The following is a 20,057-nucleotide window of genomic DNA, read 5'->3' on the forward strand; positions in this document are numbered from 1 at the left end:
TATGAGAACAAAATCAAGAAAGAAGAATCGTATCAATGTCATCACCTTAGGATGTTCTAAGAATGTCTATGACAGTGAAGTGTTGATGGGGCAACTGAAAGCCAGTGGTAAAGACGTGGTCCATGAGGAAGAAGGCAACATTGTCGTGATCAACACCTGTGGGTTTATTGACAATGCCAAAGAAGAATCTGTCAATACCATCCTTGATTTTGTAGACCGCAAGAGCCGCGGTGAGGTAGATCAAGTATTTGTATCGGGTTGTTTGTCAGAACGCTACAAGCCAGATCTTCAAAAAGAAATCCCAGATGTAGACCAGTATTTTGGAACTACAGAATTACCTTCTTTACTTAAAGCGTTAGGTGCAGACTATAAACATGAACTCATAGGCGAGCGTGTCACTACAACACCAAAGAATTACGCGTACTTCAAGATTGCTGAAGGTTGCGATAGACCTTGTTCCTTTTGTGCGATTCCCCTAATGCGTGGTGGTCACAAGAGTACACCTATAGAGCATTTGGTCATCGAGGCAGAAAAACTAGCTGCTAAAGGTGTTAAGGAATTGATTCTCATCGCTCAGGATTTGACCTATTACGGTTTAGATCTCTATAAAAAACGCCGCCTTGCAGATCTTTTGAAAGAATTGGCTAAAGTGGAAGGCATCGAATGGATCCGCATGCATTATGCGTTTCCAACTGGGTTTCCTGTTGATGTTCTCGATGTGATGAATGAGGAACCTAAGGTTTGTAATTATCTAGATATACCACTGCAGCACATTTCTACGCCAGTTCTAAAATCCATGCGACGTGGAACTACCTTTGAGAAGACGAATGCGTTGCTGGATCGCTTTCGCGAAAGCGTACCACAAATGTCCATAAGAACAACCTTGATTGTAGGTTATCCAGGAGAAACCGAAGAGGATTTTGAGATTTTAAAGCAATGGGTCAAAGACCAACGCTTTGAACGTATGGGCTGTTTTACTTATTCTCATGAAGAGAATACACATGCTTACAACCTAGAAGACGACGTTCCTGCGGAAGTTAAGCAAGAACGTGCTAATGAAATCATGGAAATTCAATCTCAAATCTCTTGGGAGCTGAATCAGCAAAAAATTGGACAACAGTTTAAGGTGATGATCGATCGCAAACGTGGAAACCATTTTGTAGGTCGAACCGAGTTTGATAGTCCTGATGTGGATAATGAGGTTCTAATAGATGCGGGTCATCACTATTGTAGCGTTGGGGAGTTTATCAATGTTGAAATAGTGGATGCTGAAGACTTTGACCTGTATGCAGTACCTGTAGCTTAATTTTCTTTTTCTTCATTACGCTCCGCTTTGCGTTCTCTAAAGCTCTGCTTAAAATTGCGTCGTTTGCGATTTTTAACTGAGGTTTGACGTGACTTGTTCCAGCCTAGAAAGATGAAAAAAGCTAGTACTACTGCACCTATGTAGATCCAATCTGTATTCATCCTGTAAAAATAGCAAAACAATAAAAAAGGCTCGCATTTATAAGCGAGCCTTTTTTTGGTTAGTGGCTGAGGTAAATTAATTCCCAGATCCAAATTGATACCTGATCCGAACTCCAGTAAAGAATAACTTTGCCTCGTTTATGTACTCATTACCAGCATTGTTTTGGGCGTGCAGTACGCCGTTGCTAATAAAATTAGTTGGCTCAGTACTATTGAAGCTCAATATTCCAGCATTAGGTGCATCTTCCTTGATGTCATTGAGTCCATATTCTACGAACGCACCAAAGTATATAAATGCATTGTTAGGTAAGGTTTCCTTTATTCCCAATTCTAGAGTCGCATTGATACTGTTGCTGAGTTCTACGTCTCTTTCTGCAAAATCAATTGGACCGTAGGTGCCAAAACCTGCAAAAGCTGGCGCGGTCAATGTTCCATTGAACCTCTCAAAAAATCCAGACGTCGTCAACCTTTGAGCTTGAGAATCTTGGGACGCATTCATAATTAGATTATAAGATGCACCAGCTCTCACATAAAAGCGTGTATGTCCAGTGGTCTCGAACTGCACGTTGAGAGGTATGGACAGGTTTTGGAATTCTTGAACTTCAGAATATCCAGAAACCTGATACATAAACCTAAAGTTTTCACCTTCTAGATCTTGGGCATTGTTTTGCACACCCGATAAATTACTAATGGCAGATCTTGAACGCTGGAAGGAATAACCCAAACCGCTGTTCAAACTCCAGTTTTCAGATAAGGATAGATTGACCCCCAATTCTAATCCGGCACCTGGCTCAACACTAGTGTTGCTAAGGATGCCTTCAGTGTTGAGTTCAGTAAACTGAAATTGACCACCTAGGGTGAGATTAATATCCTGAGCATTGATCAAACTCAAACTCCCAAAGAATAGGACGAGCAATGTAGTTAGCTTAATTGTCTTCATAATTATTATATATAGAATCTATTCTTTGTTTTATTGTTTGATGAAATTTAAGTATTTATCGATTCGGCTAGATTTCAAGATGACACGATAAACACCAACTGGCAAATTATCGGACAGATTGATCACTGTTTCTCGTGTGGATGATTCAACAGACTTTACAAGTCTACCATTTTGATCAAAAATATTGTACTGTGCATCGATTAAGTCCTGTTCAGGGTAATCAGCCATCAGTTTCAATTGTTGCTCAACAACAGGGTTTTGAAGAATCCTGAAAGAGAATGTGTTTCCTAAATCCAAGGTTGACTCACAGGTTTGTAAAACATCCCCATTAGGTAAAGTCATTCTCACCATATAGGTAGCATTAGGGTCAAGCTGGTCACTAGCATTATCACCTTCTGAGAAGAATTGATCTGTACCTACTTGTCGACCGTTTTTGAACCATTGATAAGCCACAAATGAATAACCTCCATTATTAGCTGGATTATTGTTTACTACTAATGTGTTGCCATACTTCTGCTCTACAATGGCGTCAAAAACAAATCTTTTCTCAATTACCAAATTGAAGGTTCTGGTATCTCGACCGTTTTCAGCAGTTACTATAATCGCTCTTCGGTAAAGTCGCGGATCAGGAGTGGCAATACTAAAGGATTCACCGGTGGAGAAGGTGGCGCCAGTGTTGCTTTCTACTTCTACATCAACTGAAGATATACTGTTGTCACAATCGATCAAGTAGTAAATATCAGTATCAGGATTAGTGAATGTTTCATTATTAATAGTAATTGACTCTATAGTGGTTTCTCTGTACAGATATACTTCCAATTCTTGAGCTACTGGCATTGCTGGTAAATAGTTGTTATCGCCAGATTGACTTGCAATAATCTCAACAAACCCTTCTGCCTCTAGACTTACAAAGCCTATAGAACTAACCGTTGCAGCTGCTGGATTGGTAAGAGGAACAAATGAATATTCTATATCAAGACCAGATGAACTTGTCGCATTCAACTGGAAGTCTGGATCAGTAGACAGACGTCTTCTTTCCAGAGCATCAAAGGTAATCGTCTGTTCTGCTTGCTCAATCGTAAGTACGGCATCAATAATTACTTGTGGGCAATCTGCGCTAGAGCTGGTAATTATTGCGGTTACTATGTAAGTACCTGCTTCAGTTTGATCATTGTTGGTATAAGTCACTGTCGCATCTGCAGGGATGTTTTCTACATCAAGTGATCTCACGCTTCCATCATAAACAAATGTAGCGTCAGCTAGTGTCGCATTTTCAATATCACTACCAGCTATTATCATATTTTGTGTTTGAGTGGTTGTATTACCATTGCCATCATCATAAGTCCATGTAACCACGGTAGTTCCTACCATTTCGATAGGAAAAACAGCATCATTGGTTACCGCAACTGTTCCACCACAGTTATCAGTAGCCGTTGGAGCAGCAAGAGTTGTTATAGAACACTGTGCAACTACATCATCAAGAGTAACTACATCTGGAATTGGAGCAGTCACGTCATCAATGATCACGTTTTGTGTTTGTGTACTTACGTTTCCGTTCCTGTCATCGTAAGACCAAGTCACTACAGTAGTTCCTTGAACTGTGATTGGTAAGGTTGCGTCGTTCGTTACAGTAACCACACCACCACAATTATCGGTTGCTGTTGGAGCAACAAGCGTAGTTATTGAACATTCTGCTGTGACATCTGTCAAGGTCACCACATCAGGTACCGGAGCCGTCACATCATCAATCACAACATTTTGCGTTTGGGTATTAATGTTTCCATTGCCGTCATCATAAGACCAAGTAACCACTGTAGTTCCTTGGGCAGTGATTGGTAAAATAGCATCGTTAGTTACCGTAATCGTACCACTGCAATTATCAGTTGCGGTTGGAGCAACAAGTGTAGTTATTGAACACTCTGCTGTGACATCTGCCAAGGTCACCAAATCAGATACTGGTGCTGTGACATCATCAATAACTACATTCTGCGTTTGTGTACTAATATTTCCATTACCATCGTCATAAGACCAAGTAACCACTGTAGTTCCTTGAGCAGTGATGGGTAGATTAGCATCATTCGTTACTGTAACCACAGCACCACAATTATCGGTTGCTGTTGGAGCAACAAGTGTAGTTATTGAACATTCTGCTGTTATATAATCAAGAGTAACCACATCTGGAATTGGAGCAGTCATGTCATCAATGATCACATTTTGTGTTTGCGTACTTACATTACCATTTCCATCATCAAATGACCAAGTTACAACCGTAGTTCCTTGAGTTGTGATAGGTAATGTAGCATCGTTGGAGACTGTAATCAATCCGCCACAGTTATCTGTAGCTGTTGGAGCAACAAGGGTTGTTATGGAACACTCTGCTGTGACATCTGCAAGCGTTGTTACATCAGGTACTGGAGCCGTCACATCATCAATGATTACGTTTTGCATCTGTGTACTCAAGTTTCCATTACCATCTTCATAAGACCAAGTAACCACTGTTGTTCCTTGAGTTGTGATAGGCAAAGTAGCGTCATTGGTAACAGTAACCAATCCAGCACAGTTATCAGTTGCCGTTGGAGCAGCAAGAGTCGTTACAGAACATTCTGCTGTGACATCTGCCAAGGTCACCACATCAGGTACTGGAGCGATTATATCATCAATCACAATATTTTGCGTTTGTGTACTCAAGTTTCCATTACCATCGTCATAAGACCAAGTAACCACTGTAGTTCCTTGAGCGGTGATAGGTAAAGTAGCATCGTTGGTAACAGTAACCAATCCACTACAGTTATCCGTAGCTGTTGGAGCGACAAGAGTCGTTATGGAGCACTCTGCTGTGACATCTGCCAAGGTGACCTCATCAGGTACCGGTGCCGTCACATCATCAACGATTACGTTTTGCGTCTGTGTACTCACGTTTCCATTACCATCGTCATAAGACCAAGTAACCACTGTAGCTCCTTGAGCAGTGATGGGTAGAGTAGCATCATTCGTTACTGTAACCATAGCACCACAATTATCGGTTGCTGTTGGAGCAACCAATGCGGTTACGGAACACTGTGCGGTGATATCTGCTAAAGCCACTACAACAGGTACTGGTGCTGTCACATCATCAATCACAACATTTTGCGTTTGCGTACTCACGTTTCCATTGCCATCGTCATAAGACCAAGTTACAACCGTAGTTCCTTGAGCCGTGATAGGTAAAACAGCATCATTTGTTACCGTAACCACACCACCACAATTATCGGTTGCCGTAGGAGCAACTAGAGTTGTTACAGAACATTGTGCCGTTACATCATCAAGAGTAACCACATCAGGTACCGGAGCTGTCACATCATCAATCACAACATTTTGCGTTTGCGTACTCACGTTTCCATTGCCATCGTCATAAGACCAAGTAACCACTGTAGTTCCTTGAGCGGTGATGGGTAAAGTAGCATCATTCGTTACCGTAACCACACTAACACAATTATCAGTTGCTGTTGGAGCAATTAGTGTGGTTATTGAACACTCTGCTGTGACATCAGATAAGGTTACCACATCAGGTACTGGAGCAGTAACATCATCAATAATTATATTCTGCGTCTGTGTGCTAATATTTCCATATTGATCTTCAAAAGACCAGGTAATCAACGTAGAAGTTCCTTCACCTGTGATAGGTAGTGTTGCATTATTAGTAACCGTGACCATTCCGCCACAATTGTCCGTAGCTGTTGGTGCAGTAAGCGAAGTCACTTCGCACTCGGCATTAATATCTGCTAGTAAAGCGACATCTGGTACTGGCGGCAAATCATCAACCACCGTCACGGTAGCTGTTTGCGATGCCGTATTTCCTACATTATCAGTAGCTGTAAGCGTTACCGTATTAGCGCCTACATCACTACAATTAAATGTTTCTTGATCCAAGCTAAAAGAAGTAATCATACATGGATTGGTGGTTCCTAAATCACCAGAAACTAGGCTGGCATTCAAACCTCTTGGCGTTGAAAAATCATCAAATAAACTGCCATTACTTCTAAAAAAGCTACCATTAAATCGCAATCTCAAATCGAATTCTTGATCAAAATCAATGAGATCGCCCGTATTTTTTCCATCTTGTACAATCAGCATTTCACTCTGTGCGGCAAAAGTACTATTAGGATTGTAGCCTGCCCAAACAACTGTTCCCGACCTGCGATAAAATGGTGAGCCACCAGCACGAGCAGGACTCGAAGCATCCACTCGTAAAACTACATAGTCACCCGCTCTTACTTTTAATCCATCAAAAGCAGCACTGGATTGTCTATTTGCTGGTACCGAGTTAATGACCATAGGATACCCATTGGATACCGCTCCTATAAATGTACTGGAAGCACCACCTAGCTGGCCGCCGTCATCTCCTATTTTCACAACTGCGCCCCCATAATTCATTCCTTCTACACATGATGATACACTAGAGCCATCGTCAATATCCTGAGGTGTGATGGAGGCACTACCATCAGCATCCAGCATTACGGTAATATCCTGAGTGACTACGGTAGGTGGAGTTCTACGTATGGTCACTTTGCTGTCATCTGTTGTTTCTGTGATTTGTGATCCTGCAAACCCAGCCAAATCGGTATAATCGATAGTAAACCCAACGATACCATCAGGTAGAGCGGTTTGATCCAGTGTAGCGATATTTGGAACCGTATAAGTAGCTGTCCAGTTTTGTGGACTTGCGCCTTGGGCTACGGTTGCCGTTTGACCTGCAATAGTTACCAATGGGCTGTTTTGCAAATCTTCCCTAGCTTCAAAGTTGAGGCTGATGGTTTCTCCCGCTTTCGCGAAAGCGGAATCACTATTATTACTACTGATAACAACAGAATTCAATGTAGGAGGCGCATCCACAATTACCGTACGTGTTACCTCGTTAGCTGCATTAAGTCCTATATCATTAATGTTATAGGTGATTACATAAGTTCCAGCTGTGTTGATGTCAACAGTATCACCGCCTACAACAACATCTGCTACATTAATCTGACAATTGTCACTAACGCTAACTCCAGCATCTGTATAAGAAGAACCTCGTAAAACAACTTCTGAAGAGTTCCCATTAAGAGTGATTACTGGAGCGGTTACATCATCAATAATGATATTTTGATTTTGGAATGCGATATTCCCGTTTCCATCGTCATAAGACCAAGTAACAACCGTAGTTCCTTGAGTCGTGATTGGTAACGTAGCATTGTTAGTTACAGTTACTGTTCCGCCACAGTTATCGGTGGCAGTTGGTGCCACCAGGCTAGTGATTTCGCATTCTGCCGTTACATCCGTTAGCGTTGCTGCATCGGGTACAGGTGCCACAGTATCTTCTATTGCAATATCAAAATCAAAAGTATTTGGACAACTTCCGTTAGTGGTATAGGAGACAGTATAGTTTCCAATAGTTGATGTATCCAGGTCAATTTTTCCAGTGCTAGTATCAAGTGTTAAACCGGTACTGGAGGAAAACGATCCACCTGCCAGACCTGTGACGGTAGGGATTGGATCAGTTCCATTAGGACAATAGGATGCTTCGCTGTATGCAAATGTTGCATCGTCTAAAGCGTTGATGGTTACAGAAGCCGTCGCACTGTTCGGACAACTTCCTGTAGTGGTATATGTTACTGTATAAGTCCCAGGCGTAGAAGCAGAAACATCTATAGTACCAGTCAAACTAATAATAGAAAGACCAGCAGTAGAACTAAAAGCTCCACCAGCAAGTCCAGTAATAGTTGGTGTTGGATCAGTATCACTCACGCAAAATGCAGCAGCACTATAGGAGAAGCTTGCATCATCTGCGGCTGTGGTGTTGACAGTTATAAAACCGCAAGAGCCTGGAGTAGCGCTACCACCTTCACCTCTTACATAATACGTTGTGGATGGTGAGGAAGGTGTTACTGAAATAGTACTTCCAGTAGTGGTCGCGATTGGTGTGCCCCCACAGGAACCGGTATATACAACCCACTGTGTAGCATCGTTCAAGGAACCAGAAATCGTAATTTCTGATGTTTCCCCTACACAAACACTAGAAGGACTTACACTTAGTGTAGGAACTGTAGGTTCAGTCACTGCTGGAGCAAATACGCTACCAGAATACATGGTTTGTACTGCGACTGGATAGTTAAAATCTCCATTGGTCCAATTGCTAGTATCATTAAATTGCGCAGCACATTGTGCCGCCGTTCCATTACAGCTTGTAGGACCGGTATAATATCCTTCAATATTGCCATTGGGAGCTCCTTGAGCGGTTTGTCCGTCCACCAGCCCTGTACCAGTCAAGGTCGTGGCCGCACCGCCAGTTAAATCACCATAGAAAGTAAGAAAAATTTGAGGATTGGTCCTGGTACCTATAAGAGCATAAAGTTGCTCAGATAAGGCATTCATGTTGAAACCAGAATCTGACTCTGTAGCAGTACCTTGATTGGCTTGAATGCCAAGACCATTATCATCTGCATCTTGAATAATGATGACGGTTCCTATCGAGATGGTTGCGCCTGTATTATTGGTCCAGGTTACATCACCTTCACTGGTAGGACTTACAAAGGCACTGCCATCCCATTCTTCATCAGTAAATACTATGGTGGTGTTGGATGGAGCATCGTCAAGCAGTATGAAGGAAAATCCATCATCATCATTGTGATAGGCTACAATGGCAATATCGCCTGGGGCGTCTATAGATCCGTTGCTGTTTTGCGCTTTCGCGAAAGCGAACATAAATAGCAGCCCTAAAAGCAAGCAAAACTTGTTTGAGTAATTTTTAATCATTGGAAAGGTATTGTATTGAAAAATATGTGTGGGTAATTAACTTCTAGAAGGGAAGACTCCTTGCAAGGCAATGATATAATGTACGCCTAAAAACGGACTACGATTATTTTGTGCCTGATTACCACCTGTATTGCCCACCGTTATGGTGCCGGTTACTGGAATATCTGCACCACCTAATTTACCATTAGCTGACCCTGTGGTGTAAGTATCTTCCCCATTATTAGCAGGAATACCTGCACCTGGATTAACCTCATCTGCATCTCCTGCAGTAGTATTTACGGGTATCGCAATACCACCTGTTGTAAGTGCAGCTGTATGAGTATGACTGGGTAATTGGAGTGCGGTCATCGTTTCAGTTTCTGTTCCTCCTTTTTGCCCTATTTGAATGGTAGATAAACCAGGACCATTTCCAGGTCCTACAGGCGTGCGTCCCCTAAGATCTGGCAAGGCAAATGTGGTACGGCAATCACCACCATATTGACAACCTATAATTGAAAATAAGGCCTGGTTTTGTGCAATTGATAAAAGTTGCCCGTTGCAGAACGCCCAACCGCGAGGTGCGAAATTACCGGCGAATAATTTTACTTCACCTATAAAACCTTCTTGCTGTGCAAAAGAGTTGAAAGAAGTAAATAATGCAAATGCGAGAATGAGTAGTGTTTTTTTCATGAGAATAGTTTTAATGGTTGTTTGGATGTTGTTTCAAAATTTATAATAATGGAAAAGTTGATTTTATTAGAAAGAAAGGATTTATTTAGAGATGTTCATTTTTGTTTATGATCGTATTATTTGGTCTCGACATATTTGTATAGTCTAGATTCCGCGTAAGCGGAATCGTATTTGAGTTCTAAAAAGCTAGGGTAGCATGATGTCAAATTTTACATGGAATTTGACGGTTTTATTCATTACAATTTTGGCAACAAATAAATAGTTTATAGGGGAAACTAGATTGTAATTTTACGACATTTTTGTAGGAAATCTTAAAGAAATTCACATTAATTAAGGAATATTTTGTAGGAATAAATATGTTTAAGCTTCAATAGTCCATCAAACAGTAGAAACTTGGAAAGATTTCCAATCAATATGAGTGTTACTATGGAAAAAGCAATTTTTACCGTCTACCGATTCCTCACATCACTCTCCACAACACCATCACGCAGTCTTATGACTCTATGGGCATGTTCAGCGATTTCTTCCTCGTGAGTTACAAGGATCACGGTATTACCGTCTGCATGGATCTTGTCAAATAATGCCATGATTTCGACCCCAGTTTTTGAATCTAGGTTACCTGTTGGCTCATCGGCAAGGATAATGGATGGGTTGTTGACTAGCGCCCGACCTACGGCAACGCGCTGGCGTTGTCCACCAGAAAGCTGATTAGGCTGGTGATCCATACGATCAGCAAGTCCTACGCTGGTGAGTACTTCTGTAGCTCTGGCGTTGCGATCTTTTTTGGACATCCCTGCATAAATCATCGGCAGCGCCACGTTGTCTAAAGCTGTCGTTCTAGGTAACAAATTAAACGTTTGAAATACAAAGCCTATTTCTTTATTGCGGATTTCCGCAAGCTGGTCATCACTTAAACTAGAAACATCAGTGCCGTTGAGGCGGTAGGTTCCACCTGTAGGTGTATCTAGACATCCCAACAGATTCATCAAGGTTGATTTTCCAGATCCTGAAGGTCCCATAAACGCAATGTAATCTCCTCGTTTTATATCAAGATCGATACCTTTTAAGACTTTGACTTCTTCTTGACCCAATTTGAAATTACGCACGATATCGCGTACCTCGATGACATTCTCACTCATAATTGATTCTTGCTAGTTGTTCATAGGACGCAAACTAGTTCCTATCGTTACAATTTGACGTAAAAAGCTTGTTGAAACTGTTCTTTTCTCAAGAATAACAAGCCCCATTGGAAGGTGTTGATGCTTGCGGTTACTTGAGGATGGCTTGTTAGTTTCTTCCACGCTTTGGTCATTCCGCTGGACCAATGTATATCATCTACAACTATAACCGTATTTGAATGGCAATAGGGCAGCAAATTCTCAAAATACTCTAGTGTAGCATTGCCATCGTGATGACCGTCCATAAAAATAAGATCATAAGTTCCTGAAGGTTTAAGAGCTAATTCACCGTCAAAAAAATCACTGAAGGTTCCTAAGATTAACTCAATATTTTGGAAGTCAGTTTCTTGCAATTTTTCTTTTGCAAATTTCCAAACTTCCCGGCTACCCTCAATGCTGGTCACCTGGTCAGCGGCTAAGGCCAAAGCATGTGTCCCTATTCCTAAGGATGTTCCCAGCTCCAAAACACGTTTTGCCTTTAAATGATAAGCAAGGCGGTACAATAATTTGGTTCTTTTGAAACTACTGCAATTATTCTTTAAAATGTCTCTAGATGTCCGGATGTCGTCGTGCAATCGTTTACTACCAGCGCCATGATCCTCAATTTGAAGTTGTTGCGGGTGGTTGTTTACGCTTTCGCGAAAGCGAACTATTTTATCATAAGCAGCATAATGAGACTGATCTTGCAAACACTCCCGATTCAAAGCAAATACAAATGGCGAGTGGATCCCGTGCAGGTGAATGGATTTGAGTCTGTGTAGAACGTAATGTTTGAGTTGGTGAAGCACCATGTAAAAGTAAGAATTCTCGATCTACCTGTCACCTTGAACTTGTTTCAACGTCTACAAAGAATTCTCGACATACCTGTCACCCTGAATTCATTTCAGGGTCTTGCCGTTAAGAAGAACTCAAGCTTGTTTCAACTCGTTTCCCTTTCAGGACTTAGATCATTCCACTCAGGGTTTTCTGCTTCAATTAAATTGATCTTCCATTGCCGATGCCAGTTCTTTAACTGTTTTTCCCTAGCAATAGCATCATTCACATATTGAAAGTCTTCAAAATAAACCAGCTTATGAGCTTGATATTTCTTAGTGAAAGTTGACCCATCACCCAGTCGATGGCGTCTCAAGCGGCCTTCGATTCCACCAGTGACACCTATGTATAAAACACCATCCTTTTTATTAGAGAGAAAGTACACGGTGTAGTTGTGGAAGGAACGTCTAGGCATCGTGGAAATCTACAATATTCTGACTATGATTCAAGAGATGCTGAAACAAGTTCAGCATGACACATCTCTTTTATTGTCACCATGAACTCGTTTCAGGGTCTCTCCTTGCGAAGGGCAAATCCCATCAGCAACTGTAATTTTTTTTGTTTGGTTATTGCTAGTCTAAAAATCTGAGCCTGTTCTAGTAGATGCTGAAACAAGTTCAGGATGACAGATATCAAAATATCTAAACACCCAACCGCTCCGTCAACTCCAGCCATTCCATTTCTTTCTCTTCCAGTTCTTCCTTTACCGCTCCCAGTTTGATGCTGTTCTCAGTCATGGTTTCTGGATCTATGGATTCATCAAGAAAGCTGTCTTGAAGCTTTTTACGATCGACTTCTAGCTGCTTAATTTTATTTTCCAATCGGGAAAGCTCTTTTTGATCTTCTCGAGAGATTCCTGCAGGAGCTGTTTTTTTCTCAGGTTTTGGGGCTGCTTTGACTTCGGGAGCCTTGACGGTCTCTTTTTCCAGAGCAATATCAGTGGTCCCAACGTAAGCCCTAAAGTCAGAATAGTTTCCAGGGAAATCGGTGATTTCACCAGACTGATTAAAGACTAATAAGTGATCTACAATCTTATCCATGAAGTAACGGTCGTGACTTACCACCACGATACATCCTGGGAAATCCATCAAGAAATTTTCCAGAACGTTTAAGGTAGGAATGTCCAGGTCATTGGTAGGCTCATCAAGAATTAAGAAATTAGGATTCTGAATCAAGATCGTACACAGGTATAATCGTTTTCGTTCCCCACCGCTTAACTTTTCTACAAAATCATGTTTCTTTTTGTTGTCAAAAAGGAAGCGTTCCAGCAATTGGCTCGCGCTTATGATTTTACCTTTGTTGAGCGGGATGTATTCGCCGTATTCTTTCACTACATCAATCACTTTTTGACCAGGTTTGATATTGATACCACTCTGGGTGTAGTAGCCTATTTTTACGGTTTCTCCTATGGTTACTTTACCAGTATCTGGAGCAAGGTCGCCATTGATGATGTTTAAGAAAGTAGATTTCCCAGTACCATTTTTACCTATGATTCCCACACGCTCGCCACGCTGGAAGTTGTAGTCGAAGTTTTCAATCAAATTCTTGTCACCAAAGGATTTTGAAATCTTGTGTAGTTCCACCACTTTAGTTCCCATGCGCTGCATATTGATCTCTAGCTCTACTTGGTGCTCTTGACGTCTGTTAAACGCCGCTTCCTTGATCGTGTAGAAATCGTCAATTCTAGATTTAGACTTTGTCGTTCGCGCTTTCGGCTGGCGACGCATCCATTGCAATTCTTTTTTATACAACTGTTGCGCTTTCTCTTGAGTGGTTTGCTCAATCTCTAAGCGCTCCTCTTTTTTCTCCACATAATAAGAGTAGTTCCCTTTGTAGGTATATAGATTCCCATTGTCCAGTTCTATAATTTCATTACACACACGATCCAAGAAATATCTATCGTGCGTCACCATCAAAATGGTATAATCTTCTTGCTTGAAATATTCTTCCAGCCATTCTATCATCTCCAGATCCAGGTGGTTGGTAGGTTCATCCATGATCAACAGCTGTGGATCAGACAACAAGGCAATCGCCATGGCGATACGCTTTTTCTGGCCACCACTTAATTTACCAACCTTCTGAGACAGATTGTCCAGTTTTAATTTAGAAAGAATCTGTTTGTATTTGGTTTCAAAATCCCAAGCGTTATGCGATTCCATCTGGTCAAAAGCTTTCTGATACGCATCTGCATCGTCCATGTTTTCCATCGCCTTTTCATAACGAGCGATGATTTGGATGGTAGGAATATCAGAAGCAAGAATCACTTCTTCAATAGTTTGCTCCTGATTCAAATCAGGTTCTTGGGAAAGGAAAGCCATGCGTAAATCATTACGACGGTTCACACTACCCGAGTCGGGTTGTTCTTTTCCCGCAATAATGTTGAGCAGCGAGGTTTTACCGTACCCGTTTTTAGCTACAAAACCGATCTTTTGACCTTGGTTGATACCCAGCGATACATTTTCAAAAAGCGCTTTGTCAGCAAAGGCTCTTGATACATTTTCAACACTTATATAATTCATGGAAGTTCCTCAGAAATAAGCGGCAAAGTTACTTCTTTTCTAGGGGTGCTGGATGGCCCTAAATGAAAGTTTCACAGGTTGACTAACATTGCTAAAATAGGAGATGCAAAGTAGATTAATGATTAGTTCGCTTTCGCGAAAGCGAACTTACTACAATAATTATGCAAGAAATAAGTTAGTTTAACGAGAATACACCTATACACAACGGGTTATGCTAGGCAATTCATTAAGATAATTTTATATTTACCGCTTATACACTTGAGAATATGCGTAAAGCAACGCTTGTACTGATAGTGGGAATGCTCATTTTAACCGCATCCTGCATTCCGCTTAATAAAATTACCTACTTACAAGAATCCAAGTCGACGGCCACTGATAGTTTGATGACCGCTAGACGGCTGCAACCACCTTATAGATTGCAGGTGAATGATGTGTTAAATATTACGTTAGCGAATAGTCCTGACCCAAATCTAACCCTTGCTTTCGCCCCTAATGCTGGAGAGGCAACAAGTGGTGCTGGTACTATAGGTTATGGGATAGATATTAGGGGAGACATACGGTTGCCCGAAATAGGGAAAGTGAAAGCCATTGGATTGACTACTGAAGAACTTCAAGAAAAGATCAAGGACATTTTACTGGAAAAATACTTTAAACAAGAAGAAGAACTGTTCTTAACCGTAAAACTCGCTGGAATCTCATACACCATGGTTGGAGAGGTGACAGGAACAGGTCAGCAAAGTGTCCAAAAAGAACAAATCAATATTATCGAGGCGATTGCCGCTGGCGGCGGAGTTCCCGTTACAGGGGATTTGACCGCAGTCAAAATTATACGCAATTATCCAGATGGAGTAAAAGTGCATAAACTGGACCTAACTGATCTGGACGTGGTGTATTCTCCTTATTACTACATTCAACCTAACGATATGATTGTGGTGGATCCTTTACCACAAAAAGTGATAGGAACTGGAACCACTGGTCTTTCTACATTTGGGACTATTGTCACGGTGCTTAGTGCTTTAGTGACCTCTATATTATTATTTACAAGGCTGTAGATGGAAGAAGAAAAAGAAGTGAACGCATTGTCTGGCATGTTTGATGTCAAGCAGTTTCTGCAAAAGCTCATCGGTTTGTGGTGGTTATTTTTGTTGTGCCTAGTGATAGGTTTAAGCTATGCGTATTACAAAAACCAATTTATTCAAACCTATTACAACATTGGTGCAATGATCAGCATCAAGGATAATACGAATCCGCTATTTACAAACAACCAAAGCTTAACTTTCAATTGGGGTGGAACAACAGATAAAGTAACCACAGCTATCACTCAGTTTAAATCTAGGTCACATGCAGAAAATGTCGTGGACCGCTTGCAGTATTACGTGGGCTACATTAAAGAAGGAGACTATTTCAATATAGACGCCTATAAGAAGACACCATTTTTTGTCTATATAGACACTACTCAAGCGCAGTTGTACCAGCAACCCATTCGCATTACCGTGTTGGATCAAGAACGTTTTGAATTGAGTGCGAATTTCGCCGCAGCAACCGCTAGCGGTTTTGACTACGGTGCCAAAGAACCAGTTCGAGTTCAGGTTCCTCAAGGAGCCTGGAAACAGCAATTTCAATTTGGGGAGTCTATAGCTTTGCCATTCTTCAAAGGAACCATCGAACGAACCGCAGAAAATACGGCAACGGGAGAGTGGGTGATACGATTGGAGAATTACTGGGGTACGGTCATGAAGTACAAGGGAATATCCGTGAGCCAACAACCGGACGGATCCTCTATACTGGCGTTAAGCTTAGAGGGACTTAACAAACAGCGTTTGATTGATTACATCAACACCAGTAGTGAGGTCTTAGTGACGGAGGAATTACGAAAGAAAAATAAATTTGCAGTAAGCACCATTGCTTATATCGATAGCAGCCTTCAAACACAAAGTGCCTTATTGAAGGAGTCAGAATCAGAACTGGAATCCTTTAGGGACAATAGTCAATTGATTGACGTGTCTGCACAGAATGCAGGTTTTAATGAAAAGTTGACCAGTTTTGAGATTCAAAAACGGGACTTGCTCAATCGGTTGAATTACTATGAAAATCTGGAATCCTACTTGAAGCGCAGGTCGGACTATACGTCGATTCAAGCTCCATCTGTAGTGGGAATTTCTGAAGGGAGTATAGGTGAATATGTGGGTTCTCTAGTACAATTGTCAGAGGAGCGCAAGCGTAAAGAATTTACATTAAAACCCGATGCTCCGGTATTTAGAGAACTGGACCGCAGCATTGATGCATTAAAAGTCGTGATTTATGAAAATATCACCAGCTCTACTGCGCTACTTAATAATGAATTAGGTGTCATTAATAGGGAAATCAATAAACTGGAATCCCAAATTAAACGATTACCAAAAGAGCAGCAAGAATTTTTAAAAATCCAACGCCAATTCGATATTACACAGCAGGCCTACAACGTTTTTCAAGCCAAAAGGGCAGAGGCAGAGCTTGTAAAAGCAGCAAACGTTTCAGATGTTTATATTATTGATGAGGCAAAGGATACAGGACAAGGAGGAAGTAGCAAGGATAGCAATATCAACTACTTAATAGCATTATTAATAGGTATTGCGATACCCGTAACGGTTGCTTTCATATTAACACTATTAGATACCTTCATCCACACCCCTAAAGAGCTGGAAAAATTGTCGCCAGTTCCACTGATAGGAGTGGTAGGTCAAATGAAGCATGACAATAATCTAGTGGTGTATGAGCAACCCAGATCTGCTATTGCAGAGTCGTTTAGAGGCTTACGATCCAGTCTGCATTTCATGTACAACCCAGAGTCGCAATACGGTTCGAGAACTATCATGGTGACCAGTAGCGTAAGTGGTGAGGGAAAAACATTTACCAGTATCAACCTAGCCACCATTTTTGCGCTAAGCGGAAAGCGAACTTTATTGGTAGGATTGGACCTCAGGAAGCCTAAAATATTCGATGATTTTAATATTGAGAATACGATTGGTGTGTCTAACTATCTAGTGAAGGATGCTACCCTTAATGAAATTATCAAGTCCTCTGGGATTGAGAACCTGGACTTGATTCTTTCAGGACCAGTACCTCCCAACCCTAGCGAACTGATCATGACTGCCCGTGCGGGAGATATGCTAGAAGAGTTGCGCAAGGCATACGATTATATTGTTTTAGATACACCTCCATTGGGCTTGGTATCCGACGCTATGGAAATTTCAAAACACGCAGATGCCTCCTTATATGTAGTACGACAGGGCTATACTAAAAAGGGAATGCTGGACATCATCAACGACAAATACCTAAAAGAGGAACTAGGCAACGTGAGTCTGTTGTTCAACTATTTTGATGACCGTGCAAGGTATGGCTATGGATACGGCTATGGGTATGGGGCTTACGGAAATGGGTATCATGAAAATACTCCGAGTAAGACAGCCGCATACCGATTGAAAAAACAAATTAAGAAATTGTTTTCGCTTTCAAGGAGCAAAGCGACGAAGAAGTCTATCCCGGACAACGATCCGGGACTAAAGCGGAATTAATTAAAACCACTGACATGAAAGAAGAAGAGTGGTTGTATGAGATAAAGCCGAAGGGCAGCTTGATCCAGCTTAATTTTAAAGAGATCTGGCAGTACCGTGATTTGTTGGTGCTGTTCGTCAAGCGTGATATAGTTACTGTTTACAAGCAGACCATACTAGGGCCGTTGTGGTATTTGATTCAACCCTTGTTTACTAGTGTGATTTTTACCTTGGTTTTTAATGGGTTTGGGGATATTCAAACCGGTTCCATCAATCCATTTCTTTTTAATCTTGCAGGGATTACCATGTGGAATTATTTCAGGGATTGTCTTACAGGAACCAGCAATACCTTTACTGCGAATGCAGGTATTTTTGGGAAGGTATATTTTCCAAGGGTCGTCGTTCCTATGAGTGTGACCTTTTCAAATGTCTTTAAGTTTGGAATACAACTATTTATCTTTATCGTGTTCTATTTCTATTTTGCATACAATGGCGGTGCGGGAACACCTAATATATACTTTTTGCTGCTTCCAGCTTATATTCTGATTATGGCATTGACCGGTTTGGGATTGGGAATGATGATTAGTTCTGCAACAACGAAATATAGAGACTTAAGCGTTTTAGTAGGTTTTGGAGTACAACTATTAATGTATGTGAGTGCTGTTCCTTACTCGTTAAGCGAGATTAAGAATTCTGATAAAGGCTGGGTCAACCAAGTATTACCATTTATTGAATGGAATCCTCTGACACAAATCATAGAAGGGTTTCGATTTATGACTTTGGGGTTGGGAGAGTTTAGTTGGCCCATGTTTTTTTATACTTTTATTATTAGTGTTGTATTTTTTCTTGTTGGTTTGATGGTGTTTAATAGAACAGAACGTTCGTTTATTGATACGGTGTAATGAGCAATATCATTCTTAAAGCAGAAAATATAAGCAAGCAATACCGATTGGGATTGATCGGTACAGGAACTATATCGCATGATTTAAATCGCTGGTGGTCTAAGATTCGTGGTAAGGAGGATCCTTATCTCAAGGTTGGGGCTGTCAACGATCGCTCAAGTAAGGCTACGGAAGACTACGTCTGGGCATTAAAGGATATCAACTTTGAGGTAAAACGTGGTGAGGTACTGGGAATTATAGGAAAAAATGGAGCAGGAAAATCTACACTACTCAAAATCCTATCAAGAGTTACAAGCCCAACAACAGGAAGTATTAAGACCAAAGGACGTATCGCGAGCTTACTTGAAGTAGGAACTGGCTTTCACCCAGAGCTTACTGGACGGGAGAATATATATCTCAACGGTGCCATCTTGGGAATGTCCAAGTCAGAAATTCACTCAAAGATTGATGAGATCGTGGAATTCTCAGGATGTGAAATGTATATCGATACTCCCACTAAGCGTTATTCCAGCGGTATGACGGTACGATTGGCTTTTGCGGTGGCAGCATTTCTCGAACCAGATATTCTTGTGGTAGATGAGGTACTAGCCGTTGGGGATGCAGAGTTTCAGAAAAAGGCTATTGGTAAGATGCAGGATATATCGCAAGGTGAGGGTAGAACGGTGCTGTTTGTGAGTCATAATATGGCGGTCGTCCAAAAATTATGTGGTAGAGTAATACTTCTTGAGAATGGCGCGATAAAGGAGGTTGGTGATTGTGTAGAAGTTGTTGCTAGTTATCTAAAAAAAGCTTCTCTTTTATCAAATATTTTTTCTGATACAACGGAAGAAGATGAAGTAAATAAAATTAGAAAAATTGAGGTCATCACTAGCAATAAATCATTTTTCCAGGATCAGTTATCTCAACTCACCATCATATTTGAATTGAAAATAGTAAATCGTATTAACGATGCTGCATTATCCTTTCAAATTGTTGATACCTTGGAAACACCTCTTGTCCATTTACTTATATTGTCAAAAGACCAAGATTTTGGAAAAACTACGGGAACAGTCATGTTAAAAGCTATAATACCAGAATTAGCACTTTATCCAGGCATTTATACGATAAATGCATTTCTAGCAGATAATACTATTAAAAAAACTTATTCCAGATTGATTCAGGTGTGTGGTTTTGAGGTTGTAAAAACAGAAAGCCGGGATTACTACTGGAAAAAGGGGTCTGCAATTTATAACGAGAAAAATACGAGCTGGGAAATTGCTTAATAC

13 protein-coding genes are annotated in these 20,057 nt (G+C 41.0%); 5 read left to right on the plus strand and 8 right to left on the minus strand.

Annotation, left to right across the window (positions count from 1 at the left end):
• Nucleotide 1: 1 nt before the first annotated feature.
• On the plus strand, nt 2-1,306 hold the full coding sequence (gene rimO / locus NMS_RS08210; RefSeq protein WP_041496271.1) for a 30S ribosomal protein S12 methylthiotransferase RimO: 1,305 nt from the start codon (nt 2-4) through the stop codon (nt 1,304-1,306).
• Here rimO and NMS_RS13925 read toward each other — a convergent pair.
• From NMS_RS13925 to NMS_RS08245, 8 genes are all read right to left on the minus strand, one after another.
• Nucleotides 1,303-1,467, minus strand: coding sequence for a hypothetical protein (locus NMS_RS13925; protein WP_158448982.1), 165 nt, complete (start codon nt 1,465-1,467; stop codon nt 1,303-1,305). The genes rimO and NMS_RS13925 overlap by 4 nt on opposite strands.
• A gap of 76 nt (nt 1,468-1,543) precedes the next feature.
• A complete protein-coding gene (locus NMS_RS08215) occupies nt 1,544-2,407 on the minus strand; it encodes a hypothetical protein (protein ID WP_148311356.1) in 864 nt (287 codons plus the stop codon).
• 30 nt (nt 2,408-2,437) lie between these two features.
• Nucleotides 2,438-9,178 carry an immunoglobulin-like domain-containing protein gene (locus NMS_RS08220; protein ID WP_084217662.1) on the minus strand — a complete coding sequence of 2,247 codons (6,741 nt, stop codon included), beginning with the start codon at nt 9,176-9,178 and terminating at the stop codon, nt 2,438-2,440.
• A 36-nt stretch (nt 9,179-9,214) separates the two neighbouring features.
• On the minus strand, nt 9,215-9,847 hold the full coding sequence (locus NMS_RS08225; RefSeq protein ID WP_084217663.1) for a tail fiber protein: 633 nt from the start codon (nt 9,845-9,847) through the stop codon (nt 9,215-9,217).
• 449 nt (nt 9,848-10,296) lie between these two features.
• Nucleotides 10,297-10,986: an ABC transporter ATP-binding protein gene (locus NMS_RS08230; RefSeq protein ID WP_041496274.1), complete on the minus strand. Its 690-nt coding sequence runs from the start codon at nt 10,984-10,986 to the stop codon at nt 10,297-10,299.
• 47 nt (nt 10,987-11,033) lie between these two features.
• Complete coding sequence (locus tag NMS_RS08235) at nt 11,034-11,816, minus strand: O-methyltransferase (RefSeq protein ID WP_148311357.1); 783 nt, start codon at nt 11,814-11,816, stop codon at nt 11,034-11,036.
• 128 nt (nt 11,817-11,944) lie between these two features.
• Nucleotides 11,945-12,253 (minus strand): GIY-YIG nuclease family protein, encoded by a 309-nt coding sequence (locus NMS_RS08240; protein WP_041496275.1) that lies wholly within the window; start codon nt 12,251-12,253, stop codon nt 11,945-11,947.
• A gap of 226 nt (nt 12,254-12,479) precedes the next feature.
• Nucleotides 12,480-14,357: an ABC-F family ATP-binding cassette domain-containing protein gene (locus NMS_RS08245; RefSeq protein WP_041496276.1), complete on the minus strand. Its 1,878-nt coding sequence runs from the start codon at nt 14,355-14,357 to the stop codon at nt 12,480-12,482.
• 266 nt (nt 14,358-14,623) lie between these two features.
• On the opposite strand from NMS_RS08245, the gene NMS_RS08250 reads away from it, so the two are divergent.
• From NMS_RS08250 to NMS_RS08265, 4 genes are read left to right on the plus strand one after another with little or no spacing between them, the layout of a single operon-like run.
• A complete protein-coding gene (locus tag NMS_RS08250; protein ID WP_041496277.1) occupies nt 14,624-15,409 on the plus strand; it encodes a polysaccharide biosynthesis/export family protein in 786 nt (261 codons plus the stop codon).
• Nucleotides 15,410-17,911, plus strand: a complete 2,502-nt coding sequence (locus NMS_RS08255; protein ID WP_070097869.1) for a polysaccharide biosynthesis tyrosine autokinase — start codon at nt 15,410-15,412, stop codon at nt 17,909-17,911.
• Between the two features lie 14 nt (nt 17,912-17,925).
• Nucleotides 17,926-18,792, plus strand: coding sequence for an ABC transporter permease (locus NMS_RS08260; protein ID WP_041496278.1), 867 nt, complete (start codon nt 17,926-17,928; stop codon nt 18,790-18,792).
• Entirely contained in the window at nt 18,792-20,054 is a 1,263-nt protein-coding gene (locus tag NMS_RS08265; protein ID WP_041496279.1) for an ABC transporter ATP-binding protein, read from the plus strand. Before NMS_RS08260 ends, NMS_RS08265 begins: the two co-directional genes overlap by 1 nt.
• Nucleotides 20,055-20,057 lie beyond the last annotated feature (3 nt).

This window comes from Nonlabens marinus S1-08 (assembly GCF_000831385.1).
Classification (GTDB): Bacteria; Bacteroidota; Bacteroidia; order Flavobacteriales; family Flavobacteriaceae; genus Nonlabens; species Nonlabens marinus.